The 13846-nt window shown below is 71.5% G+C and carries 16 protein-coding genes; 6 read left to right on the top strand and 10 right to left on the bottom strand.

The genetic code is table 11. The features are described 5' to 3' along the window. Positions 1-6 precede the first annotated feature (6 nt). Positions 7-564, top strand: coding sequence for an ActR/PrrA/RegA family redox response regulator transcription factor (locus ACFFGE_RS09520; protein WP_376836109.1), 558 nt, complete (start codon positions 7-9; stop codon positions 562-564). Between the two features lie 10 nt (positions 565-574). On the opposite strand, the gene mmcB is transcribed toward ACFFGE_RS09520, so the two are convergent. The 3 genes from mmcB to thpR are packed head-to-tail and all read right to left on the bottom strand — an operon-like array spanning position 575 to position 2158. Further along, positions 575-1021 (bottom strand): DNA repair putative endonuclease MmcB, encoded by a 447-nt coding sequence (mmcB, locus tag ACFFGE_RS09515; RefSeq protein ID WP_376836108.1) that lies wholly within the window; start codon positions 1019-1021, stop codon positions 575-577. Between the two features lie 31 nt (positions 1022-1052). Continuing rightward, the gene (locus ACFFGE_RS09510; RefSeq protein ID WP_376836107.1) at positions 1053-1628 is read right to left on the bottom strand and encodes a GNAT family N-acetyltransferase; all 576 of its coding nucleotides are present in this window, start codon (positions 1626-1628) and stop codon (positions 1053-1055) included. Beyond that, the gene (gene thpR, locus ACFFGE_RS09505) at positions 1625-2158 is read right to left on the bottom strand and encodes an RNA 2',3'-cyclic phosphodiesterase (protein WP_376836106.1); all 534 of its coding nucleotides are present in this window, start codon (positions 2156-2158) and stop codon (positions 1625-1627) included. Before thpR ends, ACFFGE_RS09510 begins: the two co-directional genes overlap by 4 nt. A gap of 134 nt (positions 2159-2292) precedes the next feature. On the opposite strand from thpR, the gene ACFFGE_RS09500 reads away from it, so the two are divergent. Continuing rightward, positions 2293-3048 carry a Bax inhibitor-1/YccA family protein gene (locus ACFFGE_RS09500; protein ID WP_376836104.1) on the top strand — a complete coding sequence of 252 codons (756 nt, stop codon included), beginning with the start codon at positions 2293-2295 and terminating at the stop codon, positions 3046-3048. Positions 3049-3105: 57 nt separating this feature from the next. Here ACFFGE_RS09500 and ACFFGE_RS09495 read toward each other — a convergent pair whose 3' ends face one another. From ACFFGE_RS09495 to ACFFGE_RS09485, 3 genes are all read right to left on the bottom strand, one after another. Beyond that, complete coding sequence (locus ACFFGE_RS09495; protein WP_376836103.1) at positions 3106-3441, bottom strand: DUF2794 domain-containing protein; 336 nt, start codon at positions 3439-3441, stop codon at positions 3106-3108. Positions 3442-3734: 293 nt separating this feature from the next. Continuing rightward, on the bottom strand, positions 3735-5075 hold the full coding sequence (locus ACFFGE_RS09490) for a trypsin-like peptidase domain-containing protein (protein WP_376836102.1): 1341 nt from the start codon (positions 5073-5075) through the stop codon (positions 3735-3737). An 88-nt stretch (positions 5076-5163) separates the two neighbouring features. After that, a complete protein-coding gene (locus ACFFGE_RS09485; protein ID WP_376836101.1) occupies positions 5164-6363 on the bottom strand; it encodes an acyl-CoA dehydrogenase in 1200 nt (399 codons plus the stop codon). Positions 6364-6491: 128 nt separating this feature from the next. On the opposite strand from ACFFGE_RS09485, the gene ACFFGE_RS09480 reads away from it, so the two are divergent. Next, positions 6492-6758, top strand: coding sequence for a DUF6356 family protein (locus ACFFGE_RS09480; protein WP_376836100.1), 267 nt, complete (start codon positions 6492-6494; stop codon positions 6756-6758). A gap of 7 nt (positions 6759-6765) precedes the next feature. Here the strand turns inward: ACFFGE_RS09480 and rph are convergent, their stop codons facing one another. Continuing rightward, a complete protein-coding gene (rph, locus tag ACFFGE_RS09475) occupies positions 6766-7482 on the bottom strand; it encodes a ribonuclease PH (protein WP_376836158.1) in 717 nt (238 codons plus the stop codon). A 52-nt stretch (positions 7483-7534) separates the two neighbouring features. Between rph and ACFFGE_RS09470 the strand changes: the two genes are divergently transcribed. The 3 genes from ACFFGE_RS09470 to grpE are packed head-to-tail and all read left to right on the top strand — an operon-like array spanning position 7535 to position 9818. Continuing rightward, the gene (locus ACFFGE_RS09470; RefSeq protein WP_376836099.1) at positions 7535-8110 is read left to right on the top strand and encodes a GNAT family N-acetyltransferase; all 576 of its coding nucleotides are present in this window, start codon (positions 7535-7537) and stop codon (positions 8108-8110) included. Beyond that, the gene (gene hrcA, locus ACFFGE_RS09465) at positions 8107-9183 is read left to right on the top strand and encodes a heat-inducible transcriptional repressor HrcA (protein ID WP_376836097.1); all 1077 of its coding nucleotides are present in this window, start codon (positions 8107-8109) and stop codon (positions 9181-9183) included. Before ACFFGE_RS09470 ends, hrcA begins: the two co-directional genes overlap by 4 nt. Next, positions 9180-9818: a nucleotide exchange factor GrpE gene (grpE, locus tag ACFFGE_RS09460; protein WP_376836095.1), complete on the top strand. Its 639-nt coding sequence runs from the start codon at positions 9180-9182 to the stop codon at positions 9816-9818. Before hrcA ends, grpE begins: the two co-directional genes overlap by 4 nt. Positions 9819-9825: 7 nt before the next feature. On the opposite strand, the gene ACFFGE_RS09455 is transcribed toward grpE, so the two are convergent. The 3 genes from ACFFGE_RS09455 to ACFFGE_RS09445 all read right to left on the bottom strand — a co-directional run bounded on the left by ACFFGE_RS09455 (position 9826) and on the right by ACFFGE_RS09445 (position 13794). After that, positions 9826-11886, bottom strand: a complete 2061-nt coding sequence (locus ACFFGE_RS09455; protein WP_376836094.1) for a S8 family peptidase — start codon at positions 11884-11886, stop codon at positions 9826-9828. Positions 11887-12186: 300 nt separating this feature from the next. Then, positions 12187-13092, bottom strand: a complete 906-nt coding sequence (locus tag ACFFGE_RS09450) for a dienelactone hydrolase family protein (protein ID WP_376836093.1) — start codon at positions 13090-13092, stop codon at positions 12187-12189. Positions 13093-13167: 75 nt separating this feature from the next. Further along, positions 13168-13794, bottom strand: coding sequence for an alpha-ketoglutarate-dependent dioxygenase AlkB family protein (locus tag ACFFGE_RS09445; RefSeq protein ID WP_376836092.1), 627 nt, complete (start codon positions 13792-13794; stop codon positions 13168-13170). Positions 13795-13846: the final 52 nt, after the last annotated feature.

Here is a 13846-nt window from a genome sequence, read left to right as displayed (position 1 = left end):
GCCCGGATGACCAACCTCGACGACCGCGTGGCGGCGCTGCCGGACAAGTCGCTGCTGCTGCTCGACGACGACAACGCGCTGCGCAACCGCTTGGGACGCGCGCTGGAGTCGCGCGGCTTCGCGGTGACGACGGCGGCCTCGATCGCCGAGGCCCAGGCCGCGCTGCGGCAGGCCGCGCCCGCCTTCGCCGTGCTGGACATGCGCCTGGAGGACGGCAACGGCCTGAAGATCGTGGAGTCGTTGCGTGAACGCCGCGAGGACTCGCGCATCGTCATGCTGACCGGTTACGGCGCCATCGCCACGGCGGTGGCGGCGGTCAAGGCCGGCGCGGTCGACTATCTGTCGAAACCCGCCGACGCCGACGACGTGGTCAAGGCGCTGCTGACGGAGGAAGGCGAGGCGCCGGAGCCGCCGGACAATCCCATGAGCGCCGACCGGGTGCGCTGGGAGCATATCCAGCGGGTCTATGAGCTGTGCGATCACAACGTTTCGGAAACCGCCCGGCGCCTGGGCATGCACCGCCGGACCCTGCAGCGAATCCTGGCCAAGCGGGCGCCCAGGTAGGCGGCCCGCCTCAGCCCCTGACCTCCCGCATGGCCCCCAGCCGGGCGAAGGCCAGCGTCAGCGCCTTGCGCCGGGCAGGGGCCAGCGGCCTCACCGAGGACTCGCGAACCACGGCGCCGCCAAAGGCGTCGGCGACGATCAGGCCGCACGCGTCGTCGATCAGCGCCTGCGGAAAGTCCGGCCCGACGGCGAAGTAGAAGGCGTCGCAGTACGGGCCGTACTCGCGCCACTTCTGGTCGCACCGAAAGTCCTCGACGCCGGACTTCACCTCGCAGATGACGATCTCGCCGCGCGAGCCCAGCGCCATGACGTCCGCGCGCCGGCCGTTGGGCAGCCCGACCTCCAACAGCGGCGCATAGCCCAGGTCCACCATCAGCCGCGCCGCCCCGCGCGTCACCGAAAGCGTCGTCTCAGGACGGCTGAACACGAGCTCCAGATGAACGGCGGCGGCGGGCATCCCCGCATATGTTCCGGGTGTGTTCCAGCCGTCAAGCGGCGCGGTGGACGGCCGGCTTCATGCGATTGACCGCCCAATCCGCGCGGCTCTGGCCCCAGCGATCGACCGCGACCTGGTCGAAGGGCGGCGGGATGCGGGTCGGGCCGTGGTTCTTCGAGCCCAGCTTCATCGCCAGCCGCTGGGAGGCGATGTTCTCAGGGTCGATGCAGTGGATCACGTCCTCCCAGCCCAGAACGTCGAAGGCGTAGTCCATCGCCGCCTCGGCCGCCTCCAGCGCGAAGCCGCGCCCGGCCGCCTCGGGATGGACGCCCCAGCCGATCTCGTTGCCGGGCCAGCCCAGCGGCCGCCAGGGACCGATCCGCCCCATCCACAGACCGGTGTCCTTCTCGATCAGCGAGAACATGCCGATGCCGGTCAGGGCCCAGGCGCCGGCCATGGTCATGAAAGGGCGCCAGGCGGCCTCCGGGGTCTGAGGCCCGCCGATGAAGCGCGCGCTGGGATGCGCCATCGATTCCGCCCAGCGGGGAAAGTCGTCCAGCGTCGGCGGACGCAGGATCAGGCGTGCGGTCTCGATCGTGGGCCCGCCGGCCATCAGGGGGCCGCTCATAGACGATACTCCCGCTCGAGCGCGTACTGGCTGCCGTCATGAGCCAGGACGCTGGAATACAGGCCGAAGCGATCGACCCGGAAGGGCGGCGATTTCAGCAGGTTGTGGTTGATCATCCAGGCGCCGACCCGGTCCCTGTCCGCGCCGCGCAGATAGGCCAGGGTGACGTGGGGCCGATAGGCGCGCCGCTCGATGTCGACCCCGGCCCGCTCGGCCGCCGCGCGGCAGCGGCCCGCCAGCACGGTCAGGGGCTCCGACGCCTCGACCCCGGCCCACAGCGTCTGGGTCTGGTGGTCGTCCCCGAAGGCGCCCACGCCGGACAGGGTCAGGTCGAAGGGCCGGACCGCCGCGCGGGTCAGTTCAGACGCCAGGTCGTCGGCGGTCCGCTCGCCCACCTCGCCGTAGAAGGCCAGCGTCACGTGCAGCTGGTCGAGCGACCGCCAGCGCGCGCCGGGAAGGCCGGTCTGGCGGCGCGCCAGGGCTTCGCCGATGATCTCGGGCACGGCGACGGCGGCGAACAGACGAACCATGCGGCCTTTGGTAGCTGCCCCGGCGGAACCCGACCAGTCCGGTTTCACTTGATGAGAGGCCGCCTTCACACGATATTTCCGACCATGACCGTCGGGCATTCCGTCCGGCGAAGACTTTGGGAGACCCTGTCGCGATGAGCGATTTCCGCAACGGCTACACAAGGACCGCGCCGGCCTCCGCCGACATGGCCGTGGACGCCGGCCTGAGGGCCTTCATGCTGGGCGTCTACAACAAGCTGGCGCTCGGCCTGCTCGTGGCGGGCGTGCTGGCCTATGTCACCGGCAATGTGCCGGCGGTACAGCAGCTGCTGTTCGGCCTGACCGCCGACGGCCGCCTGGCGCTGACGCCCCTGGGCATGGTGGTTCAGTTCCTGCCTCTGGTGCTGCTGTTCGGCTCGATGTTCTTCATGAGGAACCCGACCGCGGGCGGGGTGAACCTGCTCTACTGGGCGGTGGTGGCCTCGATCGGCGCCGGCCTCGGCATCGTGTTTCTGCGCTACACCGACGCCTCGATCGCCTCGACCTTCTTCGTGACGGCCGCGGCCTTCGGCGGCCTGAGCCTGTTCGGCTACACCACCAAGCGGGACCTGGGGCCGCTGGGCACGTTCCTGATCATGGGGGTGATCGGCCTGATCATCGCCAGCCTGGTGTTCATGTTCCTGCCGGCGGCGCAGAACCCGGTGTTCTACTACGCCATCAACGCGGTCGGGGTGCTGATCTTCTCGGGGCTGATCGCCTATGACACCCAGCGTCTCAAGCTGGCCTACTACCAGCTGGGCGGCGACCGGAACGCCATGGGCGTGATGACGGGCTTCGGCGCGCTGAGCCTGTTCATCAACTTCATCAACCTGTTCCAGTTCCTGCTGGCCTTCATGGGCAACCGGGAATAGGCAGGCCGGACCGGCCGAAGCGTTCAGGGCCTCGCGGGCGACCGCGGGGCCCTTTTCTTATTCGACGAGGCGGAAACGGCGGCTGTCGAACACGCGCAGCGTCTGGGCCAGTTCACGCCCGCGCCTGAGCACCTGCCCGCCCTCCCCGATCACGGCCCACTGGCCCTGGCGCGCCTGCAGGGCCGGGCGCTTCTCTACGCGATAGGCCGGGGCGTCGCCCGAGCGGCGGAAGACGGCGAACTCGGCGAAATCCCGGTGGCCCGCGATGGCGTAGTCTCGCCACTCCCCCTGGGCCACCATCCGTCCGTAGACCCGGAGGATCTGGTCCAGCTCCCGCCGGTCGAAGAAGACGGGGCCGGACCGGCCGTCGGGCGTCAGGGGGTCGAAGCTCATGCGGCCCTCAACCTGGGACGTCGCGTTCGGTTCGCCAAGGGCGCTCGGGGGCTGCGACATTCCGTACGCCCGCGACACGAAAAGGCCCCGTTTCGGTCCTGACGCGGCCTTGCGGCCCGACGAAACAGACGGTGTCGGCTCGACAGCGCCCGGAGAGGTTCCGGATCCTGAACAGCCCCCCCAGCCCCCCGGGTTTCTCCGATCAAGGGCGTGGTCGGGCCGACGCTTCCTCCAAGCGAGACGCCCGCCCGACCGACCCTCCTCCCCCTCCAGGTCGGGCGGGCGTTTTGCATTCAGCCCTCGATCCGGAATTCGAGCGTCTCGCCGCCGCGGGTGACCGTCAGGCGAACCGGGCTGCGCGCGTCGCGTATCGCCTGGGCGAGGGCGGCCAGGCCGGCCACGGGGCGACCGCCCACCTCGGCGACCCGGTCGCCGGCGGTCAGGCCCTGCGCCGCCGCGTTCGTGCCGCTGCCCACCGCCGTCACCAGCACGCCCTCGCCGTCGGGCGCCACGGCGAAGACGGCGCCGAGCGCCGCGACCTCGTCCGAGCCCGCCTGGACGCGATCCGCGACCGTCTCGCGCGGCGCGACCTCGGCGGTGAGGGATCGTCCGTCCCGCAGATAGGTCAAGGTCAGGCCGGCCCCGATCTCGGCCACGCCGACGACCGCCTGGACCGAGCCCGCGTTGGCCACGGCCCGGTTCTCGATGCGGGTGATGATGTCGCCCCGGCGGATGCCGGCGCGCTCGGCCGGCGAACCGGGCTCGACGTCCTCGACGACCGCGCCGCGCACGAAGCCCAGCTCCAGCTCGCGGGCGCGATTGGCGTTGAGGGAGCCGAGCGTGGCCCCGATGCGGCCGCGCCGCACCTCGCCCGACGCGCGCAGCTGGTCGACCACGAACATCATGATGCGGGTCGGCACGGCGAAGGCGATGCCGTCGTTGCCGCCGCCCAGGCCCAGAAAGTCGCCGCCCCCCGAAAGGATCGAGGTGTTGATCCCGATCAGGCGGCCCCGGCTGTCCAGCAGCGGCCCGCCGGAGTTGCCGGAGTTCACCGCCGCGTCGGTCTGGATGTAGTCCTCGACGGCGTCTCCCAGCCCCGAGCGCCCGAGGCCGGAGATGACGCCCATCGTCAGCGTCTGGTCCAGGCCCAGCGGATAGCCCACCGCGAAGGCGAGGTCGCCGGTCCTGAGGGTGTCGGAATCGACCACCTCGACCTGCGACAGCCCCTGGGCCTCCACCTTCAGGACGGCCAGATCGGTGGCCTTGTCCGCGCCGATCAGCACGGCGTCCAGAAGGCGGCCGTCGCTCATGTCGACGGTGAACTTCTGTCCGTTCTCGATGACGTGATTGTTGGTGACGATGATGCCCTCGGCCGCGTCGATGATCACGCCGGAGCCGCCGGAGATGGGCGCGGGCTCGGCCTCGCCGCGGGTGGGGCCGGACGAGGTGCTGAGGGTCGTGACCTGGACCACCGCGGGCAGGCTGCGCTCCAGGCCCGCGGCGAAGCTGAAGACGCCGCGCTCGGCGTCGTAGGGCAGCGGCGGTCCCGGGTCCTGGGCCCAGACCGGACTTGCCGTCACGGCGACGAGCGCCAGCACGGACACGGAGCGGCGGGCGGCGCGGATCAGGCTCATCGAAATCCCCTCACGGCCGCCGGTGGACGACCGTCGCGATCAGACGACGACGCGCGGCGATTGTCGAGAGGGGCTCGGCGCGCCCGAGCTAGAAGGCGCTCTCGCCCGTGATGGCGCGGCCCAGGATCAGGGCGTGGACGTCGTGAGCGCCCTCGTAGGTGTTGACCGTCTCGAGATTCATGGCGTGGCGCATCACGTGAAGCTCGCCGGTGATGCCCGCCCCGCCGTGCATGTCGCGCGCCTCCCGCGCCACGGCCAGCGCCTTGCCGCAGTTGTTGCGCTTCATCATGGAGATGGCTTCCGGGACCCAGGCGCCCGTGTCCAGCAGCCGGCCGAGCGCATAGGCGCCCTCCAGCCCCAGGAAGATCTCGGTCTGCATGTCGGCCAGCTTCTTCTGCACCAGCTGACGCGACGACAAGGGCCGGCCGAACAGCATTCGCTCGCCCACGTAGCTCCGGGCGGCGTGGAAACAGAACTCCGCCGCCCCCATGGCCCCCCAGGCGATGCCGTAGCGGGCCTTGTTCAGACAGGAGAACGGACCGCGCAGCCCCTTCACGCCCGGCAGCAGGTTCTCCTCCGGCACGAAGACGTCGTTCAGCCCGATGTCGCCGGTGATCGAGGCGCGCAGGCTCAGCTTGTCGCCGATCTTGTCGGTGGTGAAGCCGTCCATGCCGCGCTCGACGATGAAGCCCCGGATCGTGTCGTCCAGCTTGGCCCAGACGATGGCGAGATCCGCGATCGGCGAGTTGGTGATCCAGTACTTGGCGCCGTTCAGGCGATAACCGCCGTCGACCTTGACCGCCCTGGTCTTCATCGAGGCGGGATCGGAGCCGCCGTCGGCCTCGGTCAGGCCGAAACAGCCGACCAGCTCGCCCGCCGCCATGCGCGGCAGGAACCGCATGCGCTGCGCCTCCGATCCGAAGGCGTAGATCGGGTACATGGCCAGCGACGACTGCACCGACATGGCCGAGCGATAACCGCTGTCGACCGCCTCGATCTCGCGCGCGATCAGGCCGTAGGCGACGTGGCTGGCGCCTGACCCGCCGTACTCTTCCGGCAGCATCGCGCCCAGGAAACCCATCTCGCCCATCTCGGTCATGATGGCGCGATCGAACGTCTCGTCCCGGAAGGCGGCCACCACCCGGGGCAGAAGCCGGTCGCGCGCATAGGCCCGCGCCGCGTCGCGGATCATGCCCTCGTCGTCCGTCAGGCGGCCGTCCAGGTCCAGCGGGTCCTCCCAGCGGAAGGTCTTCTGCGCGCCGGCGACGCCGGCGATGCCATCGGCCATGGGTCAGCTCTCCCGATTCGTGTGCGCCTCGCGGCCGGGCGGCGCGGGCGTCATGTTCATGGCTGCGCGGTTTAGGCGGTTTTGCGCCGGGGCGGTAGGCCGCGCCGCGCCGCATGGTATGGTGGCGCATGCGCAAGACGATCGACGACCTGTTCCTGCGGCACCCGCGCGAGGTCGGAGAAGGCTATTTCGAGCATCTCGGCACGGCCTCGACCTATGGCTTTCGGCTGATGGTCGCGGCCGGCGCGGCGTTCGCGCATGCGCTGGTGCCCGGCGTGATGAAGACCGCGGCGTCGGACCGGGTGTGCGCCATGGCCGACGAGCTGCGCGGCCGCAAGCAGTCGGCGCTCGAGACGCGCTGCGCGGAGCAGGGCGCCTACGACCCCGGGCTCTGATCCCGGCCTATCGGGCGAGCGCCGCGCGCTGAAGGGCGAACAGCTGGGCGCAGCCCGTCTCAGCGAGCTGGAACAGGCGGTCGAACTCGCTCCGGGTGAAGCCGCGCTTCTCGCCGGTGGCCTGAATCTCCACGATCTGGCCCGAACCGGTCAGGACGAAGTTGGAGTCCGCCTCGGCCGAGGAATCCTCCTCGTAGTCGAGGTCCAGCACCGGCGTGTCGGCGAACACGCCGCAGGACACGGCCGCGACCTGGTCCATGATAGGATCGGCCTTAATCACGCCCTCGGCCCTCAGGTAGGCGAAGGCGGAGGCCATGGCGACCCAGGCGCCGGTGATCGCGGCGGTGCGGGTGCCGCCGTCGGCCTGGATCACGTCGCAGTCCAGAACCACCTGGCGCTCCCCCAGGGCCTTCAGGTCCACCACGGCGCGCATCGACCGGCCGATCAGGCGCTGGATCTCCTGGGTGCGGCCCGACTGCTTACCGGACGCCGCCTCGCGTCGGCCGCGGGTGTGGGTGGCGCGGGGCAGCATGCCGTATTCGGCGGTGACCCACCCCTGACCCTTGCCGCGCAGCCAGCCGGGCAGGCTCTCCTCCACCGAAGCCGTGACCAGGACCTTGGTGTGGCCGAAGCCGACCAGACACGAGCCCTCCGCATAGCGGTTGACGCCGGTCTCCAGCGTCACGGCGCGGAGCTGGTCGGGGGCGCGGTCGGAGGGACGGATCATCGGGGTCTCTGGGCGTTGCGGAACGGGCCGCACCGCTTATCCTGAAATCATGAGCCTGTATGCCCCCGAAGGTCAGGCGAGCCCGCCGGTGGTGCGCTTGAGACCCGCGACCGCCGCGGACGCCGCGACGCTGGCCGCCTGGGACCTGGAGCCGCATGTGATCGCCTGTTCCAGCGACGACGCCTTGGCTGAAGTCGCCTTTGGCGGCATCGACTGGACCGACGAGCTGACCAATTCCGCCTATGAGCTGACCTATGTGATCGCCGAGGTGGAGGGTCGGCCTGTGGGCGTCATGGCCGTGTGCGATCCCCACACCGAGCCCAGCCATTACTGGGGCGAGATCGAGCCGGATTTGCGGGCCATCGACATCTGGATCGGACCGCCCGAGTGGCTGGGGCGCGGCGTCGGCACATCCATGATGACCCAGATGATCGACCGTTGCTTCGCCGAGCCGGGCGTGGAGGCCATCGTCATCGATCCGCTCGCCTCCAACACCGCCGCCATCCGGTTCTACCAGCGCCTGGGCTTCGTCCCCGAAGGACGGCGCATGTTCGCCGAGGACGATTGCCTGGTGCACCGGCTGGACCGTGCGGATTGGGCGGCGCGAAAGGCGGTGGCTGCGTGAACGTGCTTCTTCCCGGCGGCTCCGCCTCCCTCACCGACCTGGACGCCCGCGCGCGCGACATCTTCCGGCGGGTGGTGGAGACCTATCTGGAGACCGGCGAACCGGTCGGCTCGCGCACCGTGTCGCGCGGCGGCATGGCGCTGTCCCCGGCGTCGATCCGCAACACCATGCAGGACCTGACGATGGCGGGCCTGCTGGCCTCGCCGCACACCTCCGCCGGGCGGGTGCCGACGCACGCGGGCCTCAGGCTGTTCGTCGACGGCCTGCTGGAGATCGGCGACCTGACCGAGGAGGAACGCCGCGAGATCGACGGGCGGCTCGCCGGACGCGGCCGGTCCTTCGAGGAGGCGCTGGACGAGGCTTCGGGGCTGCTATCCGGTCTGGCCGGCGGGGCCGGGATCGTCGCCGCGCCCGTACGTTCGGCGGGGGTCAAGCATGTGGAGTTCGTGCCGCTGGGAACCGAGGAAGCGCTGGCGGTGCTGGTGGCCGAGGACGGGGCGGTCGAGAATCGGCTGATGCGGCTTTCCGCCGGGGTGACGCCGGCCACGCTGCGCGAGGCCTCGAACTTCCTGAACGCGCGGCTGAAAGGACGGCCGCTGGCCGAAGCCCAGGCCGAGATGAGGGCGGAACTGGACCGGGCGCGCACCGAACTGGACGCCGCCGCCGCCCGCCTGGTGGAGGACGGCCTCGCCGCCTGGGCCGGCGGCGCCGAGCGCGAGCGGGCCCTGATCGTGCGAGGCCGGGCCAACCTGCTTCAGGACCGCGAGGCGCTGGAGGACCTGGAGCGGGTGCGCGGCCTGATGGAGGACCTGGAGCAGAAGGCCCAGCTGATCGGCCTGCTCGACGGGGTCGCGGACGCCCAGGGGGTGCGCATCTTCATCGGCGCCGAGACGCGGCTCTTTTCGCTTTCGGGTTCCGCCGTGGTGGCGGCGCCCTATATGAGCGGCCGGCAGCGGGTGCTGGGCGCCATCGGCGTGATCGGGCCCGCGCGACTGAACTACGCCCGCATCATCCCGTTGGTGGACTACACCGCCAGGGTGCTGGGCCGGATACTGGACGGAAACGACACGTGAGCGACACGCCTCCTCCCCACAACGACGCCGAGCTGGATCAGTCCGAACTGGACGCCGAGGCCGGACCGAACGCGGACCCGGATGGCGATCTCGGACCGCTGGATCAGGTCATCGCCGAGCGCGACGCCTGGCGCGACCGTGCGCTGCGCGCCGCCGCCGAGGCCGAGAACGTCAAGCGTCGCACCGAAACCCAGATGAACGACGCCCGCGCCTACGCCATCCAGCGCTTCGCCAAGGACCTGCTGGGCGTGGCCGACAATCTGGAGCGCGCCCTGCAGGCGGCGCCGAAAGACGCCGAGGGCGCCGCCGCGGGTCTGGTGACCGGGCTGGAGATGACCCACAAGGCGCTGCTGACCGCTTTCGAGGCCAACGGCCTGGGCCGCGTGGCGCCCGACGCGGGCGCCGCCTTCGACCCGCACCAGCACCAGGCCATGATGGAGCAGCCGTCGGATCAGGTCGCCGCCGGCCAGATCATCCAGACGCTGCAGCCCGGCTATGTCCTGTTCGGCCGCACGGTGCGTCCGGCCATGGTGGTCGTCGCGGCCAGGGGCTCGGGGCCGGCGGCCGACGCCGGAACCCAGGTCCAGGCCAACGCCGCCTACGCCGCGTCCGAAGCCCGCAACCAGAACGGCTGAGCCGGAGTCAGAAGCCCCGGCGCCAGCTGCCCAGCAGCGCGAAGGCCGGCTCCGCGTTTCGGCGATGGCCCTCGTCGCGGATCACCATGGCCTGAAGCTGCAGCGCCGAGTCCGCGCCGGTGCGGTGGGTGGTGATCAGCGACAGGTTGAGTTCACGCCCGTCCGGCGCGGCCGACAGGCGTCGCACCGAGAAGGTGGTCGGGTCGAAATACTCCAGCGGCACGTCCGCCAGCTCGACCTCGAACGTGCCGCGCTCGATCCGCAGGGGCTGCATCAGCTCCAGCCGCAGGCCGGAGCACCCGAACAGCCGGCCCCAGCAGGGACCGTTCAGGCCGACGCGCCACGTCGATCCGATCGCCGGGTCGCTCAGCCGCAGAAGGCCCTCGCGAATCTCGGTGCGTGACGTGCCGAACTCGCCATCGAGGCTGACGCCCTCGCCCAACTCCAGGCGACCGCCCGCGGCGGCGAAGTCGGTCGTCGAGGGCAGCGCGAGATCCGACCGTGCGGCGAAGAAGCTGCCCAGCGGGCCCAGCCGTTCATCCAGCCGGCCGGCGGAGAGGTTCAGGCTCAGGGTCTCGTCGACCCGCCAGAGGGCGCTGGCCCGGCTATAGGTCGAGGCGTCCTCCTCGGGGCGCCGGAAGGGCGCCGCCCGGTCGCCGCTCCCGGTTTCGGCCGACAGCTGCACACGGCCGAGGTCCACGCCGCCCCGCATGGCGTGATCGGCCTGGGCCAGCGCGGCGAAGCCGTCGCCGGCGCCGCTGCGGAAGGGCGCGCGCGCCCCGCCCTGCCCCTGCCAGGCGGCGAACGACAGGCGTCCGGTCTCGACCAGCGCCAGCGCCTCGCGCCGGGGCTCGGCCCCGAGCCAAGGGGCCGAAAAGGGCGTGTCGCGTCGGAACACCGGCTCCTCGACCGGCACGGGAACCGACGCGGTCAGGGACAGTCGTGTCCCCAGGGGGGCGAGCCCCGACACCGTGGCCGTGCGGCTCGGCTCAGGGGTCTCCGGCTGGAAGCTGCGGCGTGGCGCGGCGCGGTACACCGCGCCGAGATCGACCGTGAACATCCGCTCGTATTCGTCGTAGGCGATGGTCGTCAGGGCGTCCGACGCCCCCAGCGCGCCGCCGAACGCGCCGCCCAGATAGGCCCCGGGCTCCTCCAGCACCGACACGGCCGAGCCGTCCGACTGGGGCGTCGCCGTGGCTCCGACCGGCTGGAAGGCCCGGCCGATGTCCAGCAGCCCCCTGCCGTAGGTGGTGTCCGTGCCGACGTCGCCGGCGTCCCGGGCGGTGCGCAGCAGGATGTCGATGGCCTCACGGCCCGTCAGGTTGGGAAAGGCCTGCAGCAACAGGGCGAGCGCGCCCGCCACGTGAGGCGCCGCGAAGGAGGTGCCGCTGATGCGCCAGCAGCTGGTCCCGTCGCAGTCCGTGATCACCTGGTCGCCGGGCGCCGAGATGAAGTTGGCGGCGGAGACCCCGGCCAGGCTTGAGAAGTCGGAGATCACGTCGTTCGCGTCGTGCGAGCCGACGACGATGATGCCGCCCAGGAACCGGGGGTCCGACGCGTACCGCCCGGGCCAGGACGGATTGGGGTCGCTCTCGTTGCCGGAGGCGGCGGCGATGACCACGCCCGCCTGGACCGCCCGCAGCAGGGCCGCCTCGAAGGCGGAGCCCAGCGGGCCGTCGCCGCCCAGCGACAGGTTGATGACCTTGGCGCCGTTGGCCACGGCGTAGTCGATGGCGCGCGTCAGGTCGCTGGACCGGAAGCAGGCGGTGTCGTCCGGATCGTTGCAGTCGCTGATGTCGGCGCGGATCGACAGGATCGTGGAGTCGTAGGCGATTCCGATGGTCCCGAAGCCGTTGAACTCCGCGCCGATCACCCCGGCGACTCGGGTGCCGTGCCGGTCGTCGCCTTCGGGCAGGTTGCGGCCGATCACGACGTCGGTCGACAGCGGCGAGATGTTGCCGGCGAGGTCGGGCTGGTCGAAGTCGATCCCCGTGTCCACGACCGCGACCGTGACGCCGGCGCCCGTGGCCCCCTGGTTCCAGGCCGACAGCGCGCGCGAGTTCGCCACGCCGTAGCTGCGCAGATATTCGCTCGAACTCGGCGAGGGCGGCGGGGGCGGCGGAGGCGGCGGCGGAGGCGGCGGCGGAGGAGGAGGAGGAGGAGGAGGCGGCGGCGGCGGCGCGGGGGGTGGCGGCGGCGGGGTGACGACCCCGCCTCCCGTCCCGCCCCCTCCGCCACCGCCGCCGCAGGCGACCAGGGGCGCGATCAGCGCGGCGATCATCAGGGCTCGCGCCGCGAGAACTCGGAAATGCGTCATCTACTGGCCTCCCGCCAACGCCTGCCCGTCACAGTGCGCCGACGTCCTTGATCAACTCTTGAGATGGGTGTGGAAGTGCGCGAGCAGCCGCCGCCAGCCGTCCTCGGCGGCCGCGGCGTCGTAGCCGGCCCGGTAGTCGGCGTGGAAGCCGTGCTGGGCGTCGGGATAGACCACCATCTCGCTGCCCGCTGACCCGGCGCGGGTCAGGGCGGCGCGCATCTGTTCGACGGTGTCCAGCGGAATGCCGCGGTCCTGGCCGCCATAGAGGCCGATGACCGGCCCCCGGAGTTCGCCCGCCAGATCCACCGGCCACGGCGCGCCCGCCGCGCGCTGCTCGGCGGTCGCGTTCGCGGGGGGCGCCAGACGGCCGTACCAGGCCACGCCCGCGTCGATGGCCGCGAAGCGCGCCGCCGCCTGCCAGACCACCTTGCCGCCCCAGCAATAGCCCGTGATCCCGACCCGGTCGGAGTCCGCCCACAGCTGCTGATCCGCCCAGGCCAGGGTCGCGGAGATGTCGCCCATCACCTGTTCGTAGCCCGCCTGGGCCACGATCCGCTGGATCTCGGCCATGTCCGTCAGCGGCGCCGGGTCGGCGGCGCGCACGAAGAAGGCTGGGGCGACGGCGGCGTAGCCGGCCTTGGCCAGCCGCCGGCAGATGTCCTGGATCCAGGCGTGCAGGCCGAAGATCTCGGACACGACGATGATGACCGGGAAGGGACCCTCGCCCTCCGGGCGGGCCACATAGGCCGGAAGGTCGAAGCCGTCCGGCGCCGGATAGGTCGTCTCCTGGATCGTCAGTCCCTCGGCGTCGGTGACGATCGGCCGCGCCGCCTGGGCGAGGGCGGCGGGCGCGTATCCGGCGAAGGCGGCCGCCCCGAGCGCCGCTCCGGCCAGACCCCGGCGGCTCAGCACCGCGTCCTCAGGCGACGGCCCCTCCGGCCGGATCAGCGTCGTCATGCATCTGTCCCCACACGCGTCGCGGGATTTGTGGCAAGACGGAAACAGAAGGTCGAACAACTTCCTCGTGATGGCTCAGCCCGCGCGACGGAGCGTCAGGTTCAGCCGGCCGCCGTCGGCCAGCAGACGCGACGAGCCCGCCAGCACGCGGTCGATCCCGTGACGGCAGAGCCGCGCCGGTCCCGCCATCACCAGCACGTCGCCGGAGCTGAGCCGGATCGAGCCGGACCGACCGCCCTTCTCGGGCGCGAAGCGGAACACGCCCGTGTCGCCCAGCGACACCGACAGGACCGGCGCCGTCAGGTCGGTCTCGTCCCGATCCTGATGCAGGCCCATGCGGGCGTCGCCCCGATAGAGATTGACGAGGCAGGCGTCGGGCGGGCGCCCGGGGTCGGCGTGCTCGCGCCACAACTCCAGCAGGATCCGGGGAATATCCGGCCAGGGCGCGCCCGTCGCCGGGTGCGTCGGCTGGTAGCGATAGCCGTCGGCCTGGTCCGTCACCCAGCCCAGCGGGCCGAAGTTGGTCATGCGCACCGACATCTCCCGCCCGCCCGGGGTCACCGGCCGATAGAAGGGCGCCTGTTCGATCCGTCGGCGGACGTCCGCCAGCAGCCGGGCCTGCGCCTCGCCGTCCAGCCGCCCGGGCCAGACCGTCAGGCCGGGCAGGGGCTGAAGCGACAGCCGGCCGCCGGGATCGGTCATCGTGCGCCTCCAACCGCGAAAACCCTTGCGGGCCTTGTGGCCTTCCCCATAT

It is taken from the genome of Brevundimonas balnearis, assembly GCF_042434805.1.
GTDB lineage: Bacteria > Pseudomonadota > Alphaproteobacteria > Caulobacterales > Caulobacteraceae > Brevundimonas > Brevundimonas balnearis.
Note: the sequence above shows the minus strand (reverse complement) of the source record. Positions and strands in the feature narration are given on the sequence as shown.